Source organism: Nocardioides sp. NPDC047086 (assembly GCF_040643685.1).
In the GTDB taxonomy this organism is placed as follows: domain Bacteria; phylum Actinomycetota; class Actinomycetes; order Propionibacteriales; family Nocardioidaceae; genus Nocardioides.
Map to the genome: position 1 here is coordinate 1 of NZ_JBEYUV010000047.1, position 24,046 is coordinate 24,046.

General features: G+C 71.1%; 17 protein-coding genes. 9 read left to right on the top strand and 8 right to left on the bottom strand.

The genetic code is table 11. From position 1 onward, the window contains the following. Nucleotides 1–125 precede the first annotated feature (125 nt). The 4 genes from ABZ796_RS24650 to ABZ796_RS24665 form a co-directional block, all read right to left on the bottom strand. Nucleotides 126–1,784, bottom strand: a complete 1,659-nt coding sequence (locus tag ABZ796_RS24650) for a hypothetical protein (RefSeq protein WP_357340542.1) — start codon at nt 1,782–1,784, stop codon at nt 126–128. After that, nucleotides 1,781–2,734, bottom strand: coding sequence for an ABC transporter ATP-binding protein (locus ABZ796_RS24655; protein WP_357340544.1), 954 nt, complete (start codon nt 2,732–2,734; stop codon nt 1,781–1,783). The genes ABZ796_RS24650 and ABZ796_RS24655 overlap by 4 nt, the downstream gene beginning before the upstream one ends. A 55-nt stretch (nt 2,735–2,789) precedes the next feature. Then, nucleotides 2,790–3,461 carry a TetR family transcriptional regulator gene (locus tag ABZ796_RS24660; RefSeq protein WP_357340546.1) on the bottom strand — a complete coding sequence of 224 codons (672 nt, stop codon included), beginning with the start codon at nt 3,459–3,461 and terminating at the stop codon, nt 2,790–2,792. Nucleotides 3,462–3,564: 103 nt separating this feature from the next. Next, entirely contained in the window at nt 3,565–5,037 is a 1,473-nt protein-coding gene (locus ABZ796_RS24665) for a carboxyl transferase domain-containing protein (protein ID WP_357340548.1), read from the bottom strand. Nucleotides 5,038–5,157: 120 nt separating this feature from the next. Between ABZ796_RS24665 and ABZ796_RS24670 the strand changes: the two genes are divergently transcribed. The 6 genes from ABZ796_RS24670 (at nt 5,158) to nagB (ending at nt 11,492) form a co-directional block, all read left to right on the top strand. Continuing rightward, entirely contained in the window at nt 5,158–6,285 is a 1,128-nt protein-coding gene (locus ABZ796_RS24670; protein ID WP_357340549.1) for an LLM class flavin-dependent oxidoreductase, read from the top strand. A gap of 366 nt (nt 6,286–6,651) precedes the next feature. Continuing rightward, complete coding sequence (locus tag ABZ796_RS24675) at nt 6,652–7,107, top strand: HNH endonuclease (protein ID WP_357340551.1); 456 nt, start codon at nt 6,652–6,654, stop codon at nt 7,105–7,107. Nucleotides 7,108–7,215: 108 nt separating this feature from the next. Then, nucleotides 7,216–8,334 carry an ROK family transcriptional regulator gene (locus tag ABZ796_RS24680; RefSeq protein ID WP_357340553.1) on the top strand — a complete coding sequence of 373 codons (1,119 nt, stop codon included), beginning with the start codon at nt 7,216–7,218 and terminating at the stop codon, nt 8,332–8,334. Further along, nucleotides 8,334–9,779 carry a glycoside hydrolase family 3 N-terminal domain-containing protein gene (locus ABZ796_RS24685; protein WP_357340555.1) on the top strand — a complete coding sequence of 482 codons (1,446 nt, stop codon included), beginning with the start codon at nt 8,334–8,336 and terminating at the stop codon, nt 9,777–9,779. Before ABZ796_RS24680 ends, ABZ796_RS24685 begins: the two co-directional genes overlap by 1 nt. Beyond that, on the top strand, nt 9,776–10,693 hold the full coding sequence (locus tag ABZ796_RS24690) for an ROK family protein (RefSeq protein ID WP_357340557.1): 918 nt from the start codon (nt 9,776–9,778) through the stop codon (nt 10,691–10,693). Before ABZ796_RS24685 ends, ABZ796_RS24690 begins: the two co-directional genes overlap by 4 nt. A gap of 1 nt (nt 10,694) precedes the next feature. Further along, nucleotides 10,695–11,492 (top strand): glucosamine-6-phosphate deaminase, encoded by a 798-nt coding sequence (gene nagB, locus ABZ796_RS24695; RefSeq protein ID WP_357340559.1) that lies wholly within the window; start codon nt 10,695–10,697, stop codon nt 11,490–11,492. On the opposite strand, the gene galT is transcribed toward nagB, so the two are convergent. Next, nucleotides 11,489–12,583, bottom strand: a complete 1,095-nt coding sequence (gene galT, locus ABZ796_RS24700; RefSeq protein WP_357340561.1) for a galactose-1-phosphate uridylyltransferase — start codon at nt 12,581–12,583, stop codon at nt 11,489–11,491. The two genes, nagB and galT, sit on opposite strands and share 4 nt — an antisense overlap. 97 nt (nt 12,584–12,680) lie before the next feature. On the opposite strand from galT, the gene ABZ796_RS24705 reads away from it, so the two are divergent. Both ABZ796_RS24705 and ABZ796_RS24710 read left to right on the top strand, forming a co-directional pair. Continuing rightward, nucleotides 12,681–12,989: a hypothetical protein gene (locus ABZ796_RS24705; protein ID WP_357340562.1), complete on the top strand. Its 309-nt coding sequence runs from the start codon at nt 12,681–12,683 to the stop codon at nt 12,987–12,989. A 3-nt stretch (nt 12,990–12,992) separates the two neighbouring features. Next, nucleotides 12,993–13,748 (top strand): hypothetical protein, encoded by a 756-nt coding sequence (locus ABZ796_RS24710; RefSeq protein WP_357340564.1) that lies wholly within the window; start codon nt 12,993–12,995, stop codon nt 13,746–13,748. Here the strand turns inward: ABZ796_RS24710 and ABZ796_RS24715 are convergent, their stop codons facing one another. Genes ABZ796_RS24715 through ABZ796_RS24725 form a run of 3 tightly spaced genes read right to left on the bottom strand, consistent with a single transcriptional unit; the run spans nt 13,749 to nt 17,438 of the window. Further along, nucleotides 13,749–15,302: a serine/threonine-protein kinase gene (locus ABZ796_RS24715; protein WP_357340565.1), complete on the bottom strand. Its 1,554-nt coding sequence runs from the start codon at nt 15,300–15,302 to the stop codon at nt 13,749–13,751. Further along, the gene (locus ABZ796_RS24720) at nt 15,299–16,639 is read right to left on the bottom strand and encodes an FHA domain-containing protein (protein WP_357340567.1); all 1,341 of its coding nucleotides are present in this window, start codon (nt 16,637–16,639) and stop codon (nt 15,299–15,301) included. The genes ABZ796_RS24715 and ABZ796_RS24720 overlap by 4 nt, the downstream gene beginning before the upstream one ends. Continuing rightward, nucleotides 16,632–17,438 carry a PP2C family serine/threonine-protein phosphatase gene (locus ABZ796_RS24725; RefSeq protein WP_357340569.1) on the bottom strand — a complete coding sequence of 269 codons (807 nt, stop codon included), beginning with the start codon at nt 17,436–17,438 and terminating at the stop codon, nt 16,632–16,634. The genes ABZ796_RS24720 and ABZ796_RS24725 overlap by 8 nt, the downstream gene beginning before the upstream one ends. 235 nt (nt 17,439–17,673) lie before the next feature. On the opposite strand from ABZ796_RS24725, the gene ABZ796_RS24730 reads away from it, so the two are divergent. Continuing rightward, nucleotides 17,674–23,982 (top strand): Ig-like domain-containing protein, encoded by a 6,309-nt coding sequence (locus ABZ796_RS24730; RefSeq protein WP_357340571.1) that lies wholly within the window; start codon nt 17,674–17,676, stop codon nt 23,980–23,982. The last annotated feature ends 64 nt before the right edge of the window (nt 23,983–24,046 follow it).

Here is a 24,046-nt window from a genome sequence, read left to right on the forward strand (position 1 = left end):
GTCAGCCGGGCGCCGTCGGCGGCGGCCTCGTTACTCTTCGAGGGCAGCACGAAGCGGTAGCCGACGTTGCGGACGGTGCCGATGAGGGTCTCGTCCTCGGGGCTACGTGACTTCTCGGCAGTTCGTCAGCCGTGGATGTCGCGGCGGCGGAAGCCGACCATCGACACCAGGAGTAGAGCGAGCGCCACGGCGCTGAGGCCGAGGGTGTGGCTGAGGGGCTGCGACTCGAGCATGGTGTTCTCGATCCACCAGAACGGGGACAGGCCACGGATCCAGTCGGGGAGCTGGAGCGCCTCGGCCAGGATGAGCACCAGGAACATCCAGCCGAAGAGCGCCCAGGACACCGCGCCGGCTGCCTGCGGCACCCAGGCGTAGAGGGCCAGCGCCAGCGTGACGATCACCAGGACCGCGGGGACGTAGGCCAGGGCGAGGACGGTGAAGTCGCCGAAACCGACCTCGTCGACGCCGGTGGCAGCAGCACCCAGGCCCATCGCCCAGATCCCGGAGACCAGCACGACCAGCGATCCGACTGCGGCCACGAGAGTGTTCGACAGGAGCCAGCGAAGCCTTCCGAGGGGCTTGGCCAGCACCAGCGCCGCCCGGGTGGCGTCCTCCTCCGCCTTGACCCGCAGGGTCATGATGATCGCGTACGCCGCGGCGCCGAAGGCCGAGTAGGCGGCGATGAACGCGGCGAACGTCTTGATCATGTCCTCCGCGCCGCCCTTGAGGAGGTCGGCGTAGATCGGGTTGTCGCCGACGGCCTCCAGCATGTTGGGGACCTCGCTCAGGATCGAGCCGGTCGCGAACCACATCAGGCCGAGTCCGGCGGCGGTCCAGAACAGGCCGGTACGCTGCCGCACCCATGCCAGGGCGATCGGCCCGCTGAGCAGCGGCGAGGCGTCGGCCCGCCCGCGGCCTACCTTCACCATCCCGGCACCGAAGTCACGGTGGGAGCCGAGGAAGGCGGCGACCGCGAGGAGAGCCAGCGCGACGGCCGCGGCGATCCCCAGGGGCCAGACCCGGGTGTCCACGAACACCCTCGTCTGGTGCACCCAGGCGATGGGGGAGAGCCAGGACAGGGGACTGCCCAGGGGCTCCTGGATGTCGCCGACCACACGCGCGACGTAGGTGGCGCCGACGACGGCGAAGGCCATGCCCATCGCGCCGCCGCTGCTCTCCGAGAGCTGGGAGGTCACCAGCGCGACGGCTCCATAGACCAGCGCCGCCAGGGCGATCCCGAAGGACATCACGATCGAGTCGACCGGGTCCAGGCCCATCGCGACCAGGGCCAGCGTGCCGGCGGTGGCGACGATGAGATTGGTCAGCGCGACCTCGACGATGACCGCGAGGGAGGGAGCATGCCGACCGAGCACGCCGGCGCGCATCAGCTCCGAGCGGCCCGACTCCTCCTCGGAGCGGGTGTGGCGGACGACCTGCAGGATCGTCATGACAGCCAGCGCGACGACCATCCAGAGGATGAGCTCGTTGGCGACCGCTGCACCCATCGTGTAGTCGTCGAGGCCGTAGCCGGGGCCACCCATCGCGATCATCGCCGGGCTGCTCAGGGTCACCGCGCGCGCGGCCCGCGCCTCGGGATCGTCGTTCAGCACCGCGTACTCGCCGCCGGGCGCCAGCGAGACCAGGTAGAGGATCGCGACGATCAGGGTCCACACCACGATCCGCACCCGGTCGCGGCGGAGCATGAAGCCGATCAGGTGCCCGGTCCCGGTGAAGGAGTCCAGGAGTCCCGCCTTCGGGACCGTGACAGTGGCTGCCGCGCTCACTTCGCGTCCTCGGACTCGGTCTCGGACTCGGCGATCACGTCACCGTAGTGCCGCATGAACAGCTCCTCCAGCGAGGGAGGCGTGATGGTCAGGCCGTGTACGTCGAGCGTGGTGAGCGTCTTGAGCACCTCGCCGACGGAGGCGTTGTCGACGTCGAAGGCCACCCGGGTCCCGGCGCCGTTGGGGTTGATGACCAGGTCGTTGACCGCCGAGATCGTACGCAGCGTCGACGCGTCCCCGCCGACGGTGGCGACGACGGAGGAGCGGGTCAGATGGCGCAGCTCCTCGAGCGTGCCCGACTCGACGGCGACGCCGGCGCGGATGATCGTGACGGTGTCGCAGACCTTCTCGACCTCGCTGAGGATGTGGCTGGAGAGCAGCACCGAGGATCCCGCGGCCTTGGCCTCCCGGGCGTACTCGGTGAAGACGGCCTCCATCAGCGGGTCGAGGCCGGAGGTCGGCTCGTCGAAGATGTAGAGGTCCGACTGGTCGAGGAACGCCGCGACCAGGGCGACCTTCTGCCGGTTGCCCTTGGAGTAGGTCCGCGCCTTCTTGGTCGGGTCGAGGTCGAACCGCTCCAGCAGCTCGGCCTTCCGCGCCTTGCGCTTGGACTTGTCACCGCCCGGCTTGAGCCGGGTGAGGTAGTCGATGCACTCGCCGCCCGAGAGGTTCGGCCACAGGTTGACGTCGCCGGGGACGTACGAGATCCGCTTGTGCAGCTCGACCGCGTCACGCCAGACGTCGCCGCCGAAGAGGCGGGCGGTGCCGGCGTCTGCGCGCAGCAGCCCGAGCAGGACCTTGATGGTGGTGGACTTGCCGGCGCCGTTGGGGCCGAGGAAGCCGGCCACCTGGCCGTGCTCGACGGTCAGGTCGAGGCCGTCGAGGGCCTTGAAGGAGCCGAAGGACTTGTGCAGACCCGCGATCTCGACCGCGGGGATGGTGTCGGACATGGGAACTCGCTTCCGCGTTGGGAGGGTAGGAGGGCGTACGCCGACGGGCTGGGCGTCATTCGGACGCCGGCTCACCGGCGGCGTCCTGCGGCGGGTCCGGGACGTAGAGCAGGTATTCGTCGAGCATGCGGCGGGTGGTGAAGAAGCCCTCGGTGTAGAGCTCGATCATCGGCAGGTAGCTGGTCGCCAGGAAACCGCGCACCAGACCGCTGATGTCGCTCGGGTCCTCGGGCGGGTCGAGGGTGATCTCGAGCATGAGGGTGCCGAGCGCGGACAGGACGAGATAGCGGGCCCGGGCCGCCTCGTCCCGGCTGGGCTTGACCAGACCCGCCTCGACGCCGTGCTTGGTGTAGCCGACGGCGTCCTCGACCATCTGCTCGATGAAGGTGCGCCCGACCGGCCCGCCGTCCTGCAGCGAGCGGAGGACGTAGCCGAGCATCGGTGCGTACTCGTCCGCGGCGGCGAACCGGTGCAGGATGCTCTGGCCCGAGGCGAGCTCGTCGATCGTGTCGTTCTTCGCCGAGCGGATCTCGGCGAGCACCGCCTCGTCGCACTCGGCGTGCAGCTCGTCCTTGGAGCCGAAGTGGTGGATCACCAGCGCCGGGCTCACCCCGGCGTCGGTTGCGATCGAGCGGACCGAGGCCCCGAAACCGTCACGTGCGAACCGCAGCACCGCCGCATCGCGGATCCGTTCACGGGTCGTCTGGTCGGCTGAGGCTGAACGCATGTTTAATGCTAAACACGTGTTCAGTCGGAGCGCAAGGGTAAACGCCGATGCGAGGGGTGACACGGTGTTCGCACGGCGCGCGGTGGCGTGTCCTCTGCGCGGCTCAGCCTGCGTAGCGAGCGGCCCGAGCCGTCGGCTCGCCCGGGCCGGAGGTGAGCAGCGCGAGCAGCTCGTCCTCCAGGACCGCTCCGACCCGGCGGCAGAACGCCTCCGGCTCATCGGCGGCGTCGGGGGACTCCGCGACGATCCGGTCGACCACGCCGATCTGCCGGAGGTCGACGGCGAGGACCCGCTGCGCCTCGGCCATCTCGGCGGCATGGTCGGAGTCGCCGTGCACGATCGCGCTCGCGCCCTCGGGCGGAAGCGGGGAGAGCCAGGCGTGCTGGGCGGCGACCACCCGGTCGGCGGGGAGGAACGCGAGTGCGCCACCGCCGTTGCCCTCACCCAGCATCAGGCTGAGCGTCGGGGTCTCGACGTTGACGAGAGTCCCCAACGTACGCGCGATCTCGCCGGCGATGCCGCCGTTCTCCGCCTCCGCCGACAGTGCGGCGCCCGGGGTGTCGATGACGGTCACGACGGGGAGCCCGAGCCCGGCGGCGAGCTTCATCCCGCGCTGCGCCTCGCGCAAGCCCTCGGGCCCGAGCGGCTGGTGAGCCTGCTCGCGCCGGTCCTGGGCCAGAACCAGGCACGGCGCCGACCCGAACCGCGCCAGCGCGATGATCAGTCCGGGATCGCGCTCGCCCTGCCCGGTGCCGTTGAGGGGTACGACGTCCGAGGCTGCGATCCGGAGCAGCGCCCGAGCCCCCGGCCGGTCGGTCCGCCGGGATCGGGTGATCGCGTCCCAGGTGTCGACCTGCCCGCTGGTCTCGACACGCTCGCCAGCGGTCGCGGCTCGACCAGCGGTGGACCTGAGGTCGAGGATGGTGAGGACGCGGTCGACGAGCCCGGCGAGCTCGTCGGGAGGTACGACGCCGTCGACGAGGCCGTGGGCGAAGAGGTTCTCCGCGACCTGGACGCCGGCGGGGAAGGGGCGGCCGTTGAGCACCTCGTAGACCTTCGGGCCGAGGAACCCGAGGAGCGCCTCGGGTTCGGCGACGGTGACGTGGCCCAGCGATCCCCACGAGGCCATCACGCCGCCGGTGGTGGGGTGGCGCAGGTAGACGAGGTAGGGGAGACGGGCCGCCTTGTGGCGGGTGACCGCCTCGGCGATGCGCACCATCTGCACGAACGCCGGCGTGCCCTCCTGCATCCGGGTCCCGCCCGAGGCCGGGCCGGCCAGTAGCGGCAGCCCTTCACGCGTCGCCCGCTCCACCGCCGCGATCAGTCGATCGGCCGACGCGCGTCCGATCGACCCGGCCAGGAACCGGAACTCCGAGAGCACGACGGCCACCCGCCGTCCGGCGATCCGGGCCTCGCCGGTGACCACCGACTCGTCCGTCCCTGCCCGCTCCCGGGCCTTCGCCAGGTCGGTGGCGTACGCCTCGGGGATCTCGGCGTAAGACGGCGGGGTGTCCCATGACGTCCATGTCCCGGCGTCGAGGACGAGGTCGATCAACTCGGCAGAGGTCAGGCCCATGGCGGGGACCATACCCCGAGTTGGCTCATTGGCTGAGCCTCTGTCCATCCATGGACACCGCGATGCATAGTCCATAAAGACGATTAACATTCATGGGAACGCCTCATGAAGGAGTCCGGAATGACCGACCCCCACGCCCCCGAGTTCCTCTGGTACCTCCCCAACTTCGTCGAAGCCGGTCACCGTGGCGACACCGCATCGCCGGAGGACGGCTACGGCTCCCTCGACTACCAGGTCGGCCTCGCCGAGGCGGTCGAGGATGCCGGCTGGACCGGCGCCCTGCTCGGCACCAGCTGGGGGAGGCCCGACACCTTCACCGTCGCGACCGCCCTGGCCGCGCGCACCACGACCTTCGAACCGCTCATCGCGATCCGCCCGGGCTACTGGCGCCCGGCCAACTTCGCCACCGCGGCCGCGACGCTCGACCAGCTCAGCCAGGGCCGGGTGCGGGTCAATATCGTCTCCGGTCAGGACGACCTGGCCGCCTACGGCGACCGCAAGGACTCGCGCGCGGCCCGCTACGCGCGGACCAAGGAGTTCATGCGGCTGGTGCGGCGGCTGTGGACCGAGGAGGGCGTCACCTTCGACGGCGACCACTTCCAGGTCGCCGGATCGACCATCACCCCGCGCCCCTACGCAACCGACGACCGCCCGCACCCCCGGCTCTACTTCGGTGGCGCCTCCCCGGAGGCCGAGGCGGTGGCCGCGACCGAGGCCGACGTACAGCTCTTCTGGGGTGAGCCGCTGGACGGCATCGCCGAGCGGGTCGAGCGCCTGCGCGGACTGGAGGAGTCGCTGGGTCGAGACCTGGAGCCGCTCGAGTTCGGGCTGAGGATCACCACGCTGATCCGCGACACCCGCGAGGAGGCCTGGCGTGACGCGGAGGAGAAGGTGCGCCGGATGGCCGACAGCGTCGGTGACCGCGAGTTCCGCCGCACCGGCCGGTCGGCGGTCGGGCAGAGCCGCCTCCTCGACCTCGCCGACCGTGGCGACGTACTCGACGACTGCCTCTACACCGCCCCTGGACGCTATGGCGGAGGCGGTGCCGGCACCACCTGGCTGGTCGGCTCCGGGGACGACGTCGCCGCCGCGATCGCCCGCTACCAGGAGCTCGGCGTGACCCATTTCGTCCTCTCGGACACGCCCTACCGGACCGAGGTCGCCAGGGTCGGCGAGGCGCTGATCCCGAGGCTCCGAGACACGGCCCCGGTCGCGCTAACGGGCCCAAACGGCGTACGTCGGGCGTAGTTAACCGGAAAGACACGCTCCTGACCTGCGAAAACCGTTGGTAGGTGGAGGGTGTTCGCACTATTCTGGTAGCACCCGGTCTCACCGCCGGGCAAATTCACCTGACCTCTTGAAGGGCCCACGCATGAGCACGCAGCACAGGACCACCGCCCCGGCGGCCTGGTCGCTGACCGCTGCGCACGAGCGTGACCCTCATGCCCGCGGGAGCCGACAGTGACCTGGGTGCATAGCCGCACCGGATCACTCCGGGCCGCTCCTGCGAGACATGTCTGTCTCGTCGGGGCGGCCCCCTTTTTGTTTCAGTCCAGTGTTCCCGTCCGATCTGCACGCGATCTCTATCCGACGTCTCCTGGGAGGTAACCGAGTATGACCACGACCATGGGCGCCGTGACCCTGTATAACGCCTCCTTCGAGCCGCTCGGAAGGGTTTCGTTCAAGCACGCCGTGCGGATGCTCTTCCGTGAGGTGGCGGTGGTTCACGAGCAACAGGGCGACAAGATGATCGGGCCACATCCATGGCCCAAGGCGGTGCGGCTGGTCCGCTACATCGCCATGCATTGGATGTACCGTCCGGCCGGCTACTCCCGCGAGGGAGTGCTCAAGCGCGACCAGCATCGTTGTGCCTACTGCGGCGGCCAGGCCCGCACCATCGACCACCTGCTGCCACAGTCGCGCGGCGGCAGATGGACCTGGATGAACACGGTGGCGGCGTGCGGCAGGTGCAACGGCCGCAAGGGCAATCGCACCCCCGAGGAGGCCCACATGGTCCTCCGGATCGAGCCGTACGTCCCGACCCGTGCCCAGCTCGCTGCCATCATCTGACCTCTCGATGGTAGAAACTGACCCTTCGGCGTCAGAATGTGACGTCTCGGCGAGGAAAACGTCGTGTCGACTTGACGAAGCATTAATAAGTACGATGGACTAACAAACATGTCGAAGGCGAGACGGCGTACGTTGCGGCCGATCGGGAAGCTGCTGCAGGAGGATGCGCGGCGGCATCACCGATCCCTGGTGCTCCAGCACCTCTTCGCGGTGGGCCCGGCGAGCCGCGCCGACCTGGCTCGAGCCTCCGGTCTGACCCGGGCGACGGTCTCCGATCTGGTGGGCAGCCTGCTCGAGGACGGGCTCGTCGAGGAGCTCGGGGCGCCGGTGGAGAGCCGGGTCGGGAAGCCGCCGATGCTGGTCGGGCTCGCCGCCGACGCCACCCACATCGTGGCCATCGATGTCTCCGGTGATGACCAGGTCGCCGGCGCCGTGCTGAACCTGACCGGCGACGTCATTCACCGCACCACCAGGTGCCGGGAGGGCCGCACCGGGAGCGAGGCCGTACGTCTCGTCAAGGAGCTGGTCACCGAGCTGATCGCGAGCACCGACCGGCCGATCCTCGGCATCGGGATCGGCAGCCCCGGTGTCGTCGCCGCCGACGGCACCGTGGTCGCCGCACCCAACCTGGGCTGGACCGATGTCGCCCTGGCCGAGCAGGTGCGCCGCGAGACCGGCCGACCGACGTACGTCGCCAACGACGCCAACACCGCGGTGCTGGGGGAGTACACCTTCGGCCAGTCCGGCGACGGCGGCCTGATGCTCGTGCGGGTCGGCACCGGTGTCGGTGCGGGCCTCGTGCTCGAGGGGGCGCTGCTGCACGGGTTCGTCGACGCCGCCGGTGAGGTCGGGCACGTGACCGTCGATCCCGAGGGGCCGCTGTGCGCGTGCGGCCGCCAGGGTTGCCTGGAGACCTTCCTCGCGGTGCCGCGACTGCGCGAACGCCTCGAGACGGCCCACGACGATGCGCTCGTGGAAGCCGGAGAACACCTTGGAAAGGCATTGGCGCCCGTGGTCGGAACCCTCAATCTTCACGAGCTGGTCCTCTCCGGGCCGGCCGACCTCCTGGACGGACCGCTGCGGGAGACCGCCGACCGGATCATCCGCGAGCGGACGATGCCGGTCAGCGGCGAGCCGCTGGAGTTCCGTACGTCGACGCTCGGCGAGGACGTCGTCATCGTCGGCGCCGCGGTGCTCGTCCTCGCCGGCGAGCTGGGGGTGTCGTGATGACCTCCCCGACAGCAGTCGAGACCCTGGCGCTGCGCGTCCAGGTCTCCGCCTTCGCCGGCTCCACCCTGCCCGCCGGCTACGCCGAGCTGCTCCGCGAAGGCCTGGGCGGCATCTGTCTGTTCGGAACCAACACCGAGGCCGGCGAGGATTCCGTACGCAGCCTGGCCGCCGAGATCAGGTCGGCCTCCGCCGAGGGTGGCTGGGCGCCGGTGATCACCATCGACGAGGAGGGCGGGGACGTCACCCGGCTCGAGGCGCTCGCCGGCTCCTCGGTGCTCGGCGCCGCCGCCCTCGGGGCGGCCGACGACCTGGCGCTGACCGAGGAGACCGGGCGGGCGATCGGCGTGCGGCTGGCGCGCGCCGGCATCAACCTCGACCTGGCTCCCGTCGCGGACGTGAACTCCAACCCCGACAACCCTGTGATCGCGACCCGGTCGTTCTCCCACGACGCCGGCGTGGCGGCGAAGCACGTGGCCGCGTGGGTGAAGGGCCTGGAGTCGGCCGGCGTCGCCGCCTGCGTCAAGCACTTCCCGGGCCACGGCGACACCGGCCAGGACAGCCACGTCGCCCTCCCCGTCCTCGACGCCTCCCTGGACACGCTGCGCGAGCGTGAGCTGGTCCCGTTCCAGGCGGCCGCCGAGGCCGGAGCGGCCTCGGTGATGACCTCCCACATCCTGGTGCCGGCGTTGGACGGTGAGTTGCCCGGCACGCTCTCGGCGCCGGTGCTGGGGCTGCTGCGCGAGCTGGGCTACGACGGGCCGATCGTCTCCGACGCCCTCGACATGGCCGGTGCGTCGGCGAGCCGGGGGATCCCGGCCGCCGCGGTGCTCTCGCTCGCGGCAGGCGCCGACCTGCTCATCCTCGGCCCCGAGAAGCCGCCTTCGCTGGTCCGCGACACGACCGCGGCGATCGTGGCCGCGGTCGAGTCCGGCGAGCTCCCGCTCGAGCGGCTCCAGGACGCGGTCGCGCGCGTCGACAAGCTGCTCGCCGACCTCACCGGCGCGCAGCGGCCCGACGGCGCGCTCGACCCCCGGTTCGAGGAACGCTCGATCGAGGGCGCCCGCCGGGCGCTCGCGGTGGTCAGCGACCTCACCGAGATCCCGGATCTCGCCGGTGCCCGGGTCGTGACCGTCGACACCGAGGCCAACATCGCGGTGGGGGACGTGCCGTGGGGCCTGCCGCCGGACCTCGTCATCCGCCCCGGCGACCCGCTCCCGGAGCTCCCCGACGCACCCCTCATCGTGCAGGTGCGCGACGCACACCGCCGTCCCGAGGTCGGCCGGACCGTTGCCGAGCTCCCGGGCGCCGCGGTGCTGGTGGAGTGGGGGTGGCCCGGGGCGTACGACCGACCGGGGTTGCCGCGGCTGTGTCCACAGGGGTTCTCCCTGCCGGGCGTGGCTGCCGTGACCGAGGTGCTGCGACGATCGGGCTGGGGCCGGTGAACGGCGCACGGGTCGGCCTCGACATCGGCGGCACGAAGATCCACGGTATCGCGATCGGTGCGGACGGGGCGGTGCTGGCCGAGGACCGTGCCGCCACCACCCCCGGCGGCGAGGGTGTCGTGAAGAGCGCGGCCGCTGTGGTCGCGAGCCTGCGTGACGCGCTCGACGGCGGCGAGATCCGCTCGATCGGGGTCGGCATCCCCGGCATCGTCGACACCCGCGCCGGCACCGTGAAGCATGCGGTCAACCTGGGCCTGGACGGCGACGCCTTCCCGCTCGCGGAGCTGCTCGGCGCACGCACGGGAGCGGTCGTCACCCTCGAGAACGACACCAACGCGGCAACCCTCGGCGCGCACGCCGTCGAGGACGTCGACGACCTGGTCTACCTCTCGCTCGGCACCGGCCTGGCTGCCGGCCTCTACCTCAGCGGGGCGCTCCGCCGAGGCTTCCACGGCGCCGCCGGGGAGGTCGGGCACCTCCCGGTCGACCCGGAGGGCCCGGTGTGCGGGTGTGGCCAGCGCGGCTGCCTCGAGCTGGTCGCCTCCGGTGCCGCGCTCGCGGCCGCCTGGCCGACCTCTACCGGCCATCCCGCCGCGGCGCTCTTCGCCGCAGCGGCCTCGGGTGACCCGGCTGCCGTGATCGTGCGGGACCGCTTCGCCGACGGTGTCGCCGCCGCCGTACGCGCCCTCGCTCTGGCCGTCGACCCCGAACGTGTCGTGATCGGCGGGGGCGTCGCGTCGGTCGGGGAACCGCTGCGGGAGGCGATCGCCGTCGCGCTCGCCCGTCAGACCGAGACCTCGCCGTTCCTCGCCTCCCTCGAGCTCGCCTCGCGCCTGCGGGTGGTCTCCGCCGCCCCGGTCGCTGCCATCGGCGCCGCCCTGATCACCCCAGTGAACGATCCGACGAAGGACTGACATGGAAGTAGTTGTCCTCGAGACCCCCGCCGAGGTGGCCGCCCTCGCCGCGGACACGATCGAAGAGGTCGTACGCAGCCGGGCGGCCGCCGGCGCCCCGGCCGTGCTGGGGCTCGCCACCGGCTCGACGCCGCTGGCGACGTACGAGGAGCTCATCCGGCGCGTCCGGGACGGTCGTGGGCCGTCCTACGACGGCGTGGAGACGTTCAACCTGGACGAGTACGTCGGCCTTCCCGACGGCCACGAGCAGTCCTACCTGGCGACCATCCGGCGCGAGTTCACCGATGCGATCGGCATCCCGCCCGAGCGGGTCCACGGACCCGACCCGGCCGAGGAGACCCTGCCGACCGCCGGGGAGCGCTACGAGGCCGCGATCGTGGCCGCGGGCGGCATCGAGGTACAGATCCTCGGCATCGGCTCCGACGGCCACCTGGCGTTCAACGAGCCCGGTTCGTCGCTGGCCTCGCTGACCCGGATCAAGACGCTCACCGCCAGGACGCGCAAGGACAACGCGCGCTTCTTCGGCTCACCCGACGCGGTGCCGCACCACGTGCTCACCCAGGGCCTCGGCACCATCACCAGAGCCGGCCACCTGCTTCTCCTCGCCACTGGGGAGGGCAAGGCCGAGGCGGTCGCCGCCGCGGTCGAGGGCCCGGTCTCCGCGACCTGCCCGGCCTCGGTCCTCCAGCTCCACGGCCACGTCTCGGTCCTCCTGGACGAGGCCGCGGCCTCCCGCCTCGTACGCCGCGACTACTACCGCGAGGTCTACGCCGGGAAGCCGGACTGGCAGGGGCTCTAGAGAGCCTCGCGGAGCCGCTCGGCGGCGGTCTCCGGCGGGATGTCGTTGACCCAGAGCGCGACGCCGGACTCGATGCCGGCGAGGTACTTGAGCCGTCCGGGCGCCCGCCGGATGGTGAAGATCTCGGTGGCCAGGTGCCAGGTGTCCTCGCGGCCGGTCGGCGCCTGCTGCCAGCCGGCGATGTAGGGCACCGGACCGGCGTCGTCGAGCCCGTCCATCCGCCGCAGGCACTCCTGGTAGAGCGCGGCGAGGTCGTCCATCTCCTCGGCGGTCAGCCCGGGCAGCGAGCCCACGTGGCGCCGCGGCACGACACGGATCTCGTAGGGCCAGCGGCCGGCGTAGGGCACGTACGCCACGAACGACCCGTTCTCGGCCACGATCCGCGACCCGTCGGCGAGCTCGTCGGCCAGCACCGCGCACTGCAGGCACTCGCCGGTCTCCTCGCGGTGGGCGTCGGCGGCGTTCGCGAGGGACTCGATCCGCGGCGGCAGCACCGGCATGGCGTAGATCTGCCCGTGCGGGTGCTGCAGCGTCACTCCGATCTCCTCGCCGCGGTTCTCGAAGCAGAAGACGTACGCCACCTCCGGCATCGCCGTCAGCTGCTCGGTGCGGTGCGCGAGGGCTGCGAGCACCGTCCGCACCCGTTCGGGAGGAAGGTCCACGAAGCTCTGCTCGTGGTCGCTGGTGAAGCACACGACCTCGCAGCGACCGCGCCCCGGCTGGGAGACGAACGGCTCCCCGGTCGCCTCGCCGACGGCGACCGTCGACAGCGCCGGGAACCGGTTCTCGAAGGCCACCACGTCGTAGCTCTCGGCCGGGATCTCGGTGAGCCTCCCGTCGACCGACGGGCACAGCGGGCACTCGTCCGACGGCGGCTTGAACGTACGCGTCTGCCGGTGTCCCGCCACCGCCGTCCAGGTCGCGGTCAGCCGGTCCCAGCGCAGCTGCGACCCACCCGCCCGCGGCTCCAGCGGCCGCTCGTCGTGCACCGACCGCAGCGTCGGCTGCTCGTCGAAGAACCAGATCTCGCGTCCGTCCGCCAGCTTCGCTGACGTGGCCACGGGTGTCATCGGCGCTGGGGTGTTCGGCATGCGCCGATTATCTCTTGCGGGGGTTCGGCCGCGATGAGCAGGCGCACCGCTCGTGGGCGGATTGCAAGAGTACATAGATCTAGATAGTGTTGCTGGCGTGAAGGAGATACGGGTGCCGATGACGGCCGCCTCCCGGATGGGCGTGTCAGCGTTGGCGGCCAAGAGCTCCGAGGGTCGCATCGTGTTGACGAGCCACGGTAGGGCGGTGGCCGTGATCGGTTCCGCGGAGCATCTCGACGACGACCTCCGTGCGCTGCGAGAGGCGACGGCCCGGGTGCTCGACGCGGCAGCCGACATCGTCTCCTCGCGCGGGGAGCTGCTGTCCCTGGAGGAGACCTGCGAGCGGCTCGGTGTCGACGTGAACCGGGTTCGTGAGCGGGCCGCGGCGCATCGCGACGTCGCCTAGGCCGTGCGAACAGGCGAGAGGTTTCCGGACAACCAGGCGTACGTCGAGTTCAACGATGCATTCGTCGAGTCGCTCGAGCCGCTGACGATCGCGCAGCGTGAGTCCCTCCTGGTTGACGTCGTCGCGCTGTGCCGCAACCCCGCTGGTGCGCATCCGCTCAGCAACCGCGGCGGGCAGAAGCTCGCGGGATGGAACACCCTCAACGTACTCCAGAAGGAGTACCGCGTGGTCTTCGCCAGTCGGGTCGACGTCGTCGATGGGACCCCGGTGGGGACGATCGAGGTGCTCGTCGCGGGGCCGCGGAGGGCGGAAGCGGCGTATGACATGGCGGCCGCGCTCGTACGCAGCGGGCGTATCGACCCGGACCTGATGACGGAGGTCTGGGAGGTGCTGGCCCTGGTCGAGGTGGTGGCGGAGGAGGTCGGCCTCGACGGCTGGGACTACCGTCCCGAGCCCGCGCCTCCCGGCATGGTCAAGGCTGCTGTCGTGGCCGGGATCCTCGACGAGGTGACGGCGGCGAACCTGTCGAAGGACGAGCTCGAAGCCGCGATGACCCACGGCTGGGACGCAGGCGGCAACCCGGACCCGGTCGCGGCCCTCGGCGCGGCGATGAGGCGTGCTCGCGCGGGTGTCGAGCCGCTCGACCTGACCCGAATCATGTCCGGGCGTCGCGAACCACGCTGCGGCGCCATCCTCAAGCGTGCGAAGCGGCCCTGCATCCGGCGCGAGGGGCACCCCGGGCCGCACCGGTCCAGCTAGCTACTTCGACACGCAGGCCTGGGCGGCGCCCTGGGAGACGTTGCCGTTCTCACCGAGGGAGCGGACCTGGATGCAGACCTTGGTGGCTCCCTCGAGGCGTACGACCGCCTTGGGGCGGTCCACGCTGCCGCTGGTGGAGTTGTCGCCGACCCACTTGTAGCCGGTCGCGCCGGGCACACCGGACCACGTGAAGATCGCCCGGTCGCCCTTGAGCGTGCCCTTGACCTTCCCGGGCGCGGCGGGGCCGGTGACACCGGGGAGGTCGGTCTCCACGGGCGGGGGCGGGACCTCGTCGGGCTTCTCGTCCTCACCGCCGCGGGAGAGCACGATGCCGATGACGGCGGCGACGAGGAAGAGCACGACGACGCCGATGATCGCCGGGGTCTTGCTGCGGGTCTCCGTCGGACGCGCGCCGGTGAGGACCGACGGGCCCTCCTCCGTACGCGGGTAGCTGAACCGGGTGCGGTCGGCCGAGGCCGAGCCGGCATCCGGGAAGTGGGCTGCCTGGACGGGCGGCGGAGGCTGAGCGATGACCTGCGAGGGCGGCTTGACCTCGGTGACCAGCTCGGCCTCCGGGTCGGACGGCGGAGCGGGCAGGTGCCTGCGGCCCGAGCCGGTCGTCGGGCCCTCGCCGCGGGAGGCCGGCACCGTCGGCACCACCGGGATCGAGCCGGAACCACCGGCGTCGCGGTCGAGGACCTGCACCTCGGTGCGGCCCAGCCGCAGCTCCTGCTCGATCCGCTGGAAGTGGCGGGCCAGGTCGAGAGCCGTCCGCGGCCGGTAGGTCGGGTCCTTCGCCATCGCCTGCTGCAGTACGCGGTCGAGCGAGGGCGGCACATCCGGGCGTCCGGTCGTCGGCGGAGCCGTGTGCAGGATGCGGGAGAAGACGGCGCGGTCGGAGTTGTTGCCCCGCTCCGCGAACGGCGAGCGGCCCACGAGCAGGTGCCAGACGGTCGCGGCCAGCGAGTAGACGTCGGAGGCGACCGAGCCGTTGGACGCCGAGGTGAGGACCTCGGGCGGCGACCACGGCAGCGAGACCCCGATGTCGCCCTCGTCGTCGCGCGGGCGGCCGGCGATGCCGAAGTCGGCCAGGCCGGGCACGTCGTAGCGGGAGAGCAGGATGTTGGACGGCTTGATGTCGCGGTGGATGATCCCGGCGCGGTGGGCGGTCTCGACCGCCGACGCCATCTGGATCCCGAAGCGCAGCGCGTCCTGCACCTTCATCGGGTTGTTGCGTACGCGGGCACCGAGGTCGGCGTTGGGGTAGTAGCCCATCACCAGGTAGGGGCGGCCGTCCGGCGTCTCGCCTGCGCTGTGCACCGGCACGATGAACGGGTGCTCGGCCAGCTCGGCCATCACCGCCGCCTCCGCGGCGAACTGCGCCCGCTGCGCCTCGGCGAGGTCGGAGGACCGCATCAGCTTCACCGCGACCCGGACCTTCGGGTGGTGGCGCTCGTAGAGGTAGACGTCGGCGAAGCCACCCGAGCCGAGCCTGCCCAGGCAGGTCATCCCCGGGAGCTCGGGACCGAGCTCGGGGTGTGGTGTCGCGTTCACCCGAGAACCTCATAGGTGAGATTGATGGAACCGGCCAGGCTCACCACGGCACCGGGCTCCAGGGCGTACTCCTCCATCGGCCGCATCTGCTGCGGACGCCCGCCGGGCAGAGTCAGATAGGACCCGTTGGCGGAGCCGAGGTCGCGGACGAGCACCTGCCACTCCTCCAGGCGCACCTCGGTGTGCAGCCGGCTGATGTCGGGCAGCATCACCTTCACCAGATGCGGAGGTACGCCACCGGCCCCCGTGTTGCCGCTGGCATCCCCGCGCGGCGACCGCCCGAAGACCGCACCCCGGTCCAGGATGACGACCCGGCCGTCGCCGAGCTTGAGCTGGCCCAGCGCGGGGCGCGGGACCGACACCGGCTGCTGGTGCGGCGGCAGCGCCAGCCGGCAGATGCGGCAGGTCGGTGAGTAGGGCGGGGAGGCGTGGCCGTGCGGGCAGTAGACCGCCCACACCGTCGGCCCGCCGGCGGGCGGCACCGGGGTCGGCGTCGGCACGTCGCGGACCCGGGTCGCCATGTCGTTACGCGGGGTGGGCGCAGGCGCGGGCATCGGGGGTGGAGGCGGCGCGGAGGGCGGCGCAGCGGGCGGTATCGCCGGCGCGGACGAAGGCTGCCGGTCCGGCGGACCCCACGCGTTCGGGTCGGGCTTCTTGGCACCCTTCTTGCGCCATGGAAGCCCGTCGATGATGCCCTTCTTGGCCTCCGGCGCGGGCTGGGACGGTGCCACCGGTGGCGGCGGCACCGCGGCCGGCGGGGGGCTCTGGAACGAAGGCACGTTCGGCATCGCGGGCGGCGGCGCGGCGGGCGGCGGCGAGGCGGCGAGGTCCGAGCGCCGGATGGTGTGGTCCAGCGGCGGTGCCATGGTCGAGTCGGCCTGCACCTGAACGTAGAAGTCGGGATCGAAGACGACGTCCAGCGAGCGCGCGTGGGCGGTGTCGACCAGCGGCTGGTCCTCCTCCATCCCGCCCCAGGCACCGTTGGCCAGCTCGGCCCGCTCGGGGACGGCCGCGAAGTGACCGTCGGCCCACCTGCCGGAGACGTCGATGCCGTCGATGAAGACCGGCACCTCGTTGACGACGGCGGTCACCTTGGCAGGCGAGCGCACGGCGTACCGCACCCTCGGGCCCTCGCGTCCGACCAGCGCGAAGCCGGGGGCCCGCGGCCCGTCGGCCGAGAGCAGGCCGGCGATCGCGTCGACCGGATGGGGGTCTCTCAGCGCGGCCTGGACACCGCCGACGCGCGGATCACCCGGGCCGAGCTGCACCAGCGCCCAGCACTGGTCGCCCTTCAACGCGAGCCAGTGCCCAACACAGTAGGTAGCGGTATCACTCATGGGACGACGAGACGTCCCCTGTAGATCGGGCAGAGTCCGTCGGGGCGGTGAAGAGCGAGGGAGGGGGCGTCACGAGTACCACAGTGACATTGTCGCGCCCGCCCGATGCGACCGCAGCGTCCACCAGCCTCTGGGCCAGGTTGTCGATGCTTCCGCCCACCCCGAGCGTCCTGGAGACGATCTCATGGATCTCGTGGTCCTCGAGCTCGCCGGTGAGGCCGTCGGAGCAGAGCAGGAAGAGGTCGTCGGGCGAGACCGCCATCAGCCAGGTGTCCGCGTCGGGGGACGGGTAGGTGCCGAGCGACCGGGTGATCACGTTGCGCAGCGGGTGGACGCGGGCCTCCGCGGCGGTGATCATCCCCGCCTCGACCATGACGGCGACCTCCGAATGGTCGATCGTCACCTGAGTCACGCCGGCAGGCGAGAGCTGGTAGACGCGCGAGTCGCCGACGTTGAACACCAGCCAGTGGGGCGCACCGTCCGACTCGACGAGCGCCACGCCGGTCAGGGTCGTGCCCATGCCCTGCTTCTCGGAGTTGCGCGCCGCCTCCGAGGTGATCGCGGAGTTGGCGGCGTGGACGGCGTCCTGGATGTCCTCGGGAACCGGGCAGATGGTCGCGAAGCGGCTCTGGAAGGTCTCCACCGCGAGGGCGCTGGCGACGTCGCCGCTGGCATGACCGCCCATCCCGTCGGCGACGACGGCCACCGCAGGCAGCATGACGAACGAGTCCTCGTTCACCTCGCGGACCCGGCCGACATCAGTCGCCCCCGCGGCACGCAGGGCTGGGTAAGCGGTCATGCTGTTCCTTTGCGGTGCCGATGATCGAGAGAACATCCCAGGCAGGATGCGAAATAGTGGTGTGCTGGAAGCGGACACTTTAGAACATCCCGTACGGTATCGGTGAGCGTGTTCACTGAGCCGTGTGCCACGTTTGGCTCATTCGTGTGGCTTCTATCTAGAGGCGCGCCTAGAGTAAGCCAGGCTTTTCGCGTCGGCTGGCCATTTGGCATGGAAGGACTTGGGGAGAGTCTTGGTGGCACGTTTCGGGATGGCGCCCGGCTGGATGCGACGTCATCGGACCTCCATCGCGTCCTGGACCGCTCTCGCCGTCGTTGCGGGCGGTTTGACCGTCTATGCGATCCAGTCGACGGGTTACCCCGTGCACAAGGCCGATCTCGACGACGGCGGCATCTGGGTGACCAACCAGTCCTGGGGCACCTTGGGTCGGCAGAACCGCCCGGTCGCCCAGCTCGACGGCGTCGTCTGGGCGGGCAACGAGGCCGGCTCCAGGTCGGAGCGCGCCGGCCTCGACGTGGTGCAGAACGGCATCGCGGTGGCCTCGGTCGACCGCGACGCCCGCACGATCACGCCGGTCAACACCAAGCTGGCCGAGGGCATCGACGACGACGCGGTGACCGTGAAGGACAGCCGCGTCGTGATGGGTGGCAACACCATCGGCGTCGCCGAGCAGAAGACCGGCAAGGTCTGGCTCACCTCCGTCGACCCGACCACCGGCGTCGGCGACCTCTCCGACCTCTCCGGCTCCACCAAGCCCACCGAGACGGTCGGCGCCGACGCGGTCCTCACCATCGGCACCGACGGGACCGCGTACGCCGTCTCCGCTGCCAAGCGGACGCTGACCGCCTTCGCGCCTGACGGTGAGCGGTTCGCCGACCCGGCGGAGACCAAGCTCCCGAAGGCTCCGGAGTATGCGGAGACCCCGACCTCGGCGACCGTCGTCGGCGGCGAGGTCGTCACCCTCGACGAGGCCGGCTGGCTGCTCGGCGCCGCCAAGGGCTCCGACGTCGCCGCGGACTTCGGGGAGACCGCGGAGAGCGCGGTCCTCCAGCAGCCCTCCGCCAAGGCCAAGGAGGTGCTCGTCGGCGACGCGACCGGCCTCAAGGCCGTCGCGCTGAGCAACGGCGAGATCCGCCACGTCGCCGAGTCCGCCGGCGACCCGGCGGCCCCGGTCCGCCTCGGCGACTGCGTCTTCGGTGCCTGGGCCAACGGCTCGACCGGCTCGGTGGTGACCCAGTGCGGTGAGGGTGAGCCCGTCCTGGGCGAGATCCCGACGCTCGGCCCGGCGGCCGAGCTGGAGTTCCGGATCAACCGTGGCCAGCTGGTGCTCAACGACCTGCGCAACGGTGATGTCTGGGAGATCGACGGCGCCGACATCAAGAAGATCTCCAACTGGGAGTCGTTCCAGCCGCAGACCCAGAAGCAGAACCAGAAGAAGGACAAGCAGCAGCAGCTGACCAAGGCCGCCCAGGCGCCGAAGGCCAAGGACGACCACCTCGGTGCCCGGGCCGGACGCACCACGGTCCTGCACGTCCTCGACAACGACTCCTCGGCCAAGGACTCGATCCTGAGCGTGGTCTCGGTGGGCAAGGCCTCCGTCGACGGCGTCGAGGCCACCATCGCCCCCGACCGCCAGTCGATCCTGGTCACCACCCCCGAGTCGGCCGAGGGGAAGAAGACCAGCTTCAAGTACACCGTCGACGACGGGCTCAAGGGCAAGGCCGGCCAGGACGACGCCAGCGTCGAGCTCAGCATCGAGGGCTCGGGCGGCACCGGCAAGCCGACGCTCCGTGAGCACTACACGCCCACGGACTACACCGTCGCGGCCGGCGGCACCGTGGAGATCCCGGTGGTCGGCGACTGGCGCGACGAGCGCTACGGCGACCCGGTCACCGCCCAGTCCCCGACCGCGTCCAAGGGCAAGGCGAGCGTGACCCCTGACGGACTGCTCCGCTACACCGCCGCCTCGGACGCCTCGGGGAGCGAGAACCTCGGCTATCAGGTCAGCACCGGCGGCAAACCCTCGAAGGACAAGGTGCGGGTCAACATCGTCGCCGGCGCCACCACCGCCTCTCCGGAGCCGAAGGACGACGTCGCCGAGGGCACCCAGGGCTCCTGGGTGACGATCCGTCCGCTCGACAACGACATTCCCGGCGCCGACCCCTCCAATCTCGACGCCACCCTCACCCTCGCCGGTGACGTCCCGCCCAAGGGCGGCCTCGAGGTGAGCACCGACCGGGAGACCGGCGTGGTGCGGGCCCGGGGGAGCTCGCCGGGCACCTACCAGCTCAGCTACAACGCCGGGTTCGGCGCCGCGAAGCCCGCCGCGGCGAAGATCCGGGTCGACGTCAAACCGGCCTCCCAGGCAGCGGACGAGCCGATCGCCACTCCCGACACGACCGCCGTCCTCGGCACCTCGACCCGCACCCTCGACGTCCTCGCCAACGACTACGACTCCCGCGGCCGGCTCCTCGCCGTGACCCACGCCGAGCCCGTCGGCGACAGCGACCTGACGGTCGCGGTGCTCGACGGACGCTGGCTGCGGATCCAGGCGTCGAAGCCCGACATGGACCCGTCCACCCAGGCGATCCGCTACACGATCAGCAACGGCGCGGCCGAGGCCGAGGGGTCGGTGACGGTGAGCCAGCGCCCGGCGCTGCGCGGCGCCGAGAACGCCCCGGAGGCGGTCGACGACGAGGCCACGGTCAGGGCCGCCGACTCCGTCTCGATCCCGGTCCTCGACAACGACTCGACGCCGTCGGGCGATCCGGTCGGCCTGGTCGTCGACCAGACCATCGAGACGAAGGGCCAGCTGCAGGTGCTGGGCCAGCCGACGGTCGGCGAGGCCTACATCGACGGCAACCGGGTCCGCTACGTCGCCCCCGACGACGTCAAGGGGCCGGTCGACGTCGACGTCCGCTACGTCGTGCAGAACACCGGCGACCCGTCGGCGGAGCACTCGTCGGGCAACATCCGCATCCACGTCAAGCCGCTGCCGAAGAAGAAGGCCGACAACTCCGCGCCCGCGCCGAAGGCGCTGGAGTCGCGGGTGGTCCAGGGTGACGAGGTCACGCTCCGGCTGCCCACCGTCGGCACCGACCCCGACGGCGACTCGGTCTCGGTGACCAGGATCAACAGCGCGCCCTCCTACGGCCGCGTCCTGGCCCACGGCGCCAACACGATCACCTACCAGGCCTTCCCCAACGCCGCGGGCACCGACGAGTTCACCTACGAGGTCAGCGACCCCTTCGGTGCCGTCGCGACCGGCACCGTCCGGATCGCGGTGGTCGCGCCCGGTGCGCCCCAGCGCCCGGTCGCCGTCGACGACCTGGTCACGCTCGACCCCGCCAAGAAGCTGACCTACGACGTGCTCGCCAACGACCTGCGTACGCCGGGGACCGAGCTGCACCTGGCCTCGACCGATGCGGCCGAGGGATCCAACGTGAAGCAGCGCTCCGACGGCATCGTCACGGTCGAGGGTGGCTCCGGCGAACCTTTCCAGCACATCCCCTACCGCGCCACCACGGGCCTCCACGAGGACACCGGCGAGCTCGCGATCCGCTATCAGGAGGGCTACGACAACCCGCCGATGGCGGGGATCGTGGTCGCCCGCCCCGAAGGCGACTCGTCGACCACCACCGTCGATGTGATGACCAAGGTGACCGACATCGACGACGCGCTCGATGACCTCGCCGTCGACGCGGTCAAGGGCCCCTCGGTGGGCGAGGACGAGGCGAAGCCGAAGATCGACGACGGCAAGGTCACCCTGCCGGTCGGCGAGACCACCCGGGTGTGGACCTACCGGGTCACCGATCCCGACGGCGCCCAGGCGGTCGGCTCGATCTACGTCCCCGCCCGTCCCAAGGACGCGCCCTACCTCAAGCCGGGCTCCGAGCTGCAGTTCAACCCGGGTGAGACGAAGAACATCGACATCACCGACTACGTCGAGGACCCCGAGGGCGACCCGGTCGTGCTGACCACGACCGACAAGATCGTGGCCGCGCCCGAGGGCATGCTCAACACCGGTGACACCACCGCGACGACCGTGAAGGTCACCGCCGGTGAGACCAAGGGCCCCGCGACCCTGACCTTCGAGGTCGCCGACCGCGAGAAGATCACCTCCGCGGACGCCCATCTCTCGGTGATCTCGCTGCCGGTCCAGATCGGCAAGGAGGAGCCGGAGATCAACTGTCCGAGCACCCCGGTCGAGGTCCCCGAGAGCGGCAACGGCGCGCTGGTCGACATCGCCGCGATCTGCCATGTGTGGACCGCCGACCCGGGTGACGCCGACGACCTCGACTTCACCGCCGAGGTCGGCGACGGGCTCGACGGGGTCGAGGTCAAGCCCGAGGACGGCGGCCTGCGACTCACCGCCGAGCACGCCGACGCCGGTGCCCAGGGCGCCCTGGAGATCGGGGTCGAGGGCACGGACGCGACCGGCCAGCTCCTGGTCACCGTCATCGCGCTGCCGGCTCCGTCGCTCTCGCCGATCAAGCCGCTGCAGACCGAGGCCGGCAAGACGGTCGCCATCGACATCGCCGACTATCTGCAGACACCGGTGCCCTCGGAGTCGCAGGAGATCGTGATCACCAAGCTCGACCCGGTCGACGGCGACTCGCCCGACATGGGCAAGGCCAGCGGTTCGAAGATCACCTTCAACACGCCCGAGGAGGGTCACGGCCACTACCGCTACGCGATCGAGGTCAGCGACTCCGGCAAGGACTCCAAACGGGTCAAGGCCACCGGCGTCATCGAGGTGGACGTCATCGACGTCCCCGGTGCGCCGACGGGGCTGCGTACGACCTCCGACTTCCTCTCCAACGTGGTCGCGCTGTCGTGGAACGCGCCGAAGGACAACGGCGACGACCCGATCCAGCGTTACGAGGTGGAGGCCAACGGCGACCACGTCCAGGACTGTCCCTCGACCTCGTGCCGGATCACCGGACTGAAGAACGGCGTCGTCTACGACTTCCGGGTGCGCGCGGTGAACTCGGTCGGGCCGAGCCGCGAGTGGAGCAACTCGGCCGAGGGCGAGCCCGACGCCTACACCGGTCCGGTGCAGAGCCTCCGCGTCACCCGCCAGCGCGACCACAAGGTCGAGCTGAGCTGGGCGCCCCCGGCCGCGTGCGACTGCTCGGACGTGCAGAAATACCGGATCAGCTGGCCGGGTGGCGGCATCAAGGACATCTCCGCAGGTCAGACGACCTATCCGGCGGCGGTCAGCTCCAACGGCGACCCGGTCCAGTTCACCGTCGTGCCGCTCAACGACAAGGGCGTCAAGACCAACAAGGGGCCGTCCGCGACGGTCGAGGGGATGGGCGCGGGCAAGCCCGATACCCCGGCGACGCCGACCTTCGAGTGGGCCAACACGGCCAACAACTCCGGCAAGGCGGTGACGGTCTCGTGGAGCCCGGTCGCGGCCAACGGCCCCGCGCCGGTCACCTATGAGGTACGCCGCACCGGCGGTACCGGCGAGAAGATCGTCTGCTCCTGGGTGACCGAGACCAGCTGCCGCGACGACGTCGCCAACGACGGCACGATCTACACCTACGCGGTCCGGGCCCGCAACGCCGAGGCGACCTCGCCCCGGGAGACCGGGTCCGGCGGCTCGCCGGAGGCCCACATCTCCAGCTACTCCGCCGGCGGCAAGGTCGAGGCGGCAGCGACGCCGGACGCGGTGTCCTTCGCCAGTGCGACCCCGACCGGGGCCAACGGCACCGCCGAGATCGTCTTCACCCCGCGGGCCTCGCACGGCAAGACGAACCGGGTCGAGTGCGTACGCAACGGCTCCTCCTGCGGCAGCTGGACCTACTCACCCGAGGGCGCCGGTCAGCAGACCAAGACGATCACCGGCTTCACCAACGGCACCTCGACACAAGTCCAGCTGCGGGCCTGCAACGACTCCTCCGGCGGCGCCGGCGCGGGGGACTCCTGCGGCGCCCCGACGTCGAAGAACGTGACCACCTACGGCCCGCTGGGCACGCCATCGATCTCGGCGAGCGTCGACGGCAACAAGGTCAACTGGCGGGTCAGCTACAACCCCAACGGCAAGGCCGCGACCGTCACCGTCAAGCGTGGCGGCACCGAGGTCTCCCAGTTCGGCACGGGCACCGGCGCGGGCTCCCGGTCGGGCACGGACACCGCACCCGAGTGGAACAAGTCCTACACCTACACCGTGACCATCAGTGACTCGCCGCGAGCGAGCAAGTCCGACTCGGTCACGGTGCGGACCGACCCGCCGCCGGACCCGACGATGACAGTGAACAAGGCGGGCGAGTGCTCGGGCAGCGCGTGCCCGCAGCCGGAGACCCAGTGCGGTGGCACCTGCTGGTACGTCGGCTCCACCATCACCGACCCCGCCTTCCCGGGCACGAGCTGGGATTGCGGCACGAGCGCCACCACCTCGCGTTGGAACGTGAACATCGGGGGCGATGGCAAGGGCACGGGCAGCGGCCGTGGCTGGGTCGGCGCCAACACCCCCTTCACCGTGACCTGCACCTCGAACGACGGACGACCCACCCAGCGGAAGAACGTAACGTGGTAGCGGCGCCTTGCCCGGCCCACACCCTGACGACGCAGACACCCCGCCTAGTTCCCGGCCACGCCTT

Bases quoted from the DNA above. Each gene is read 5' to 3' on its own strand.
- ABZ796_RS24725 (WP_357340569.1), bottom strand. From the start codon at position 17,438: ATGACCGCTTACCCAGCCCTGCGTGCCGCGGGGGCGACTGATGTCGGC.
- ABZ796_RS24675 (WP_357340551.1), top strand. From the start codon at position 6,652: ATGACCACGACCATGGGCGCCGTGACCCTGTATAACGCCTCCTTCGAG.
- galT (WP_357340561.1), bottom strand. From the start codon at position 12,583: ATGCCGAACACCCCAGCGCCGATGACACCCGTGGCCACGTCAGCGAAG.
- ABZ796_RS24660 (WP_357340546.1), bottom strand. From the start codon at position 3,461: ATGCGTTCAGCCTCAGCCGACCAGACGACCCGTGAACGGATCCGCGAT.
- nagB (WP_357340559.1), top strand. From the start codon at position 10,695: ATGGAAGTAGTTGTCCTCGAGACCCCCGCCGAGGTGGCCGCCCTCGCC.
- ABZ796_RS24685 (WP_357340555.1), top strand. From the start codon at position 8,334: ATGACCTCCCCGACAGCAGTCGAGACCCTGGCGCTGCGCGTCCAGGTC.
- ABZ796_RS24720 (WP_357340567.1), bottom strand. From the start codon at position 16,639: ATGAGTGATACCGCTACCTACTGTGTTGGGCACTGGCTCGCGTTGAAG.
- ABZ796_RS24670 (WP_357340549.1), top strand. From the start codon at position 5,158: ATGACCGACCCCCACGCCCCCGAGTTCCTCTGGTACCTCCCCAACTTC.
- ABZ796_RS24665 (WP_357340548.1), bottom strand. From the start codon at position 5,037: ATGGGCCTGACCTCTGCCGAGTTGATCGACCTCGTCCTCGACGCCGGG.
- ABZ796_RS24655 (WP_357340544.1), bottom strand. From the start codon at position 2,734: ATGTCCGACACCATCCCCGCGGTCGAGATCGCGGGTCTGCACAAGTCC.
- ABZ796_RS24680 (WP_357340553.1), top strand. From the start codon at position 7,216: ATGTCGAAGGCGAGACGGCGTACGTTGCGGCCGATCGGGAAGCTGCTG.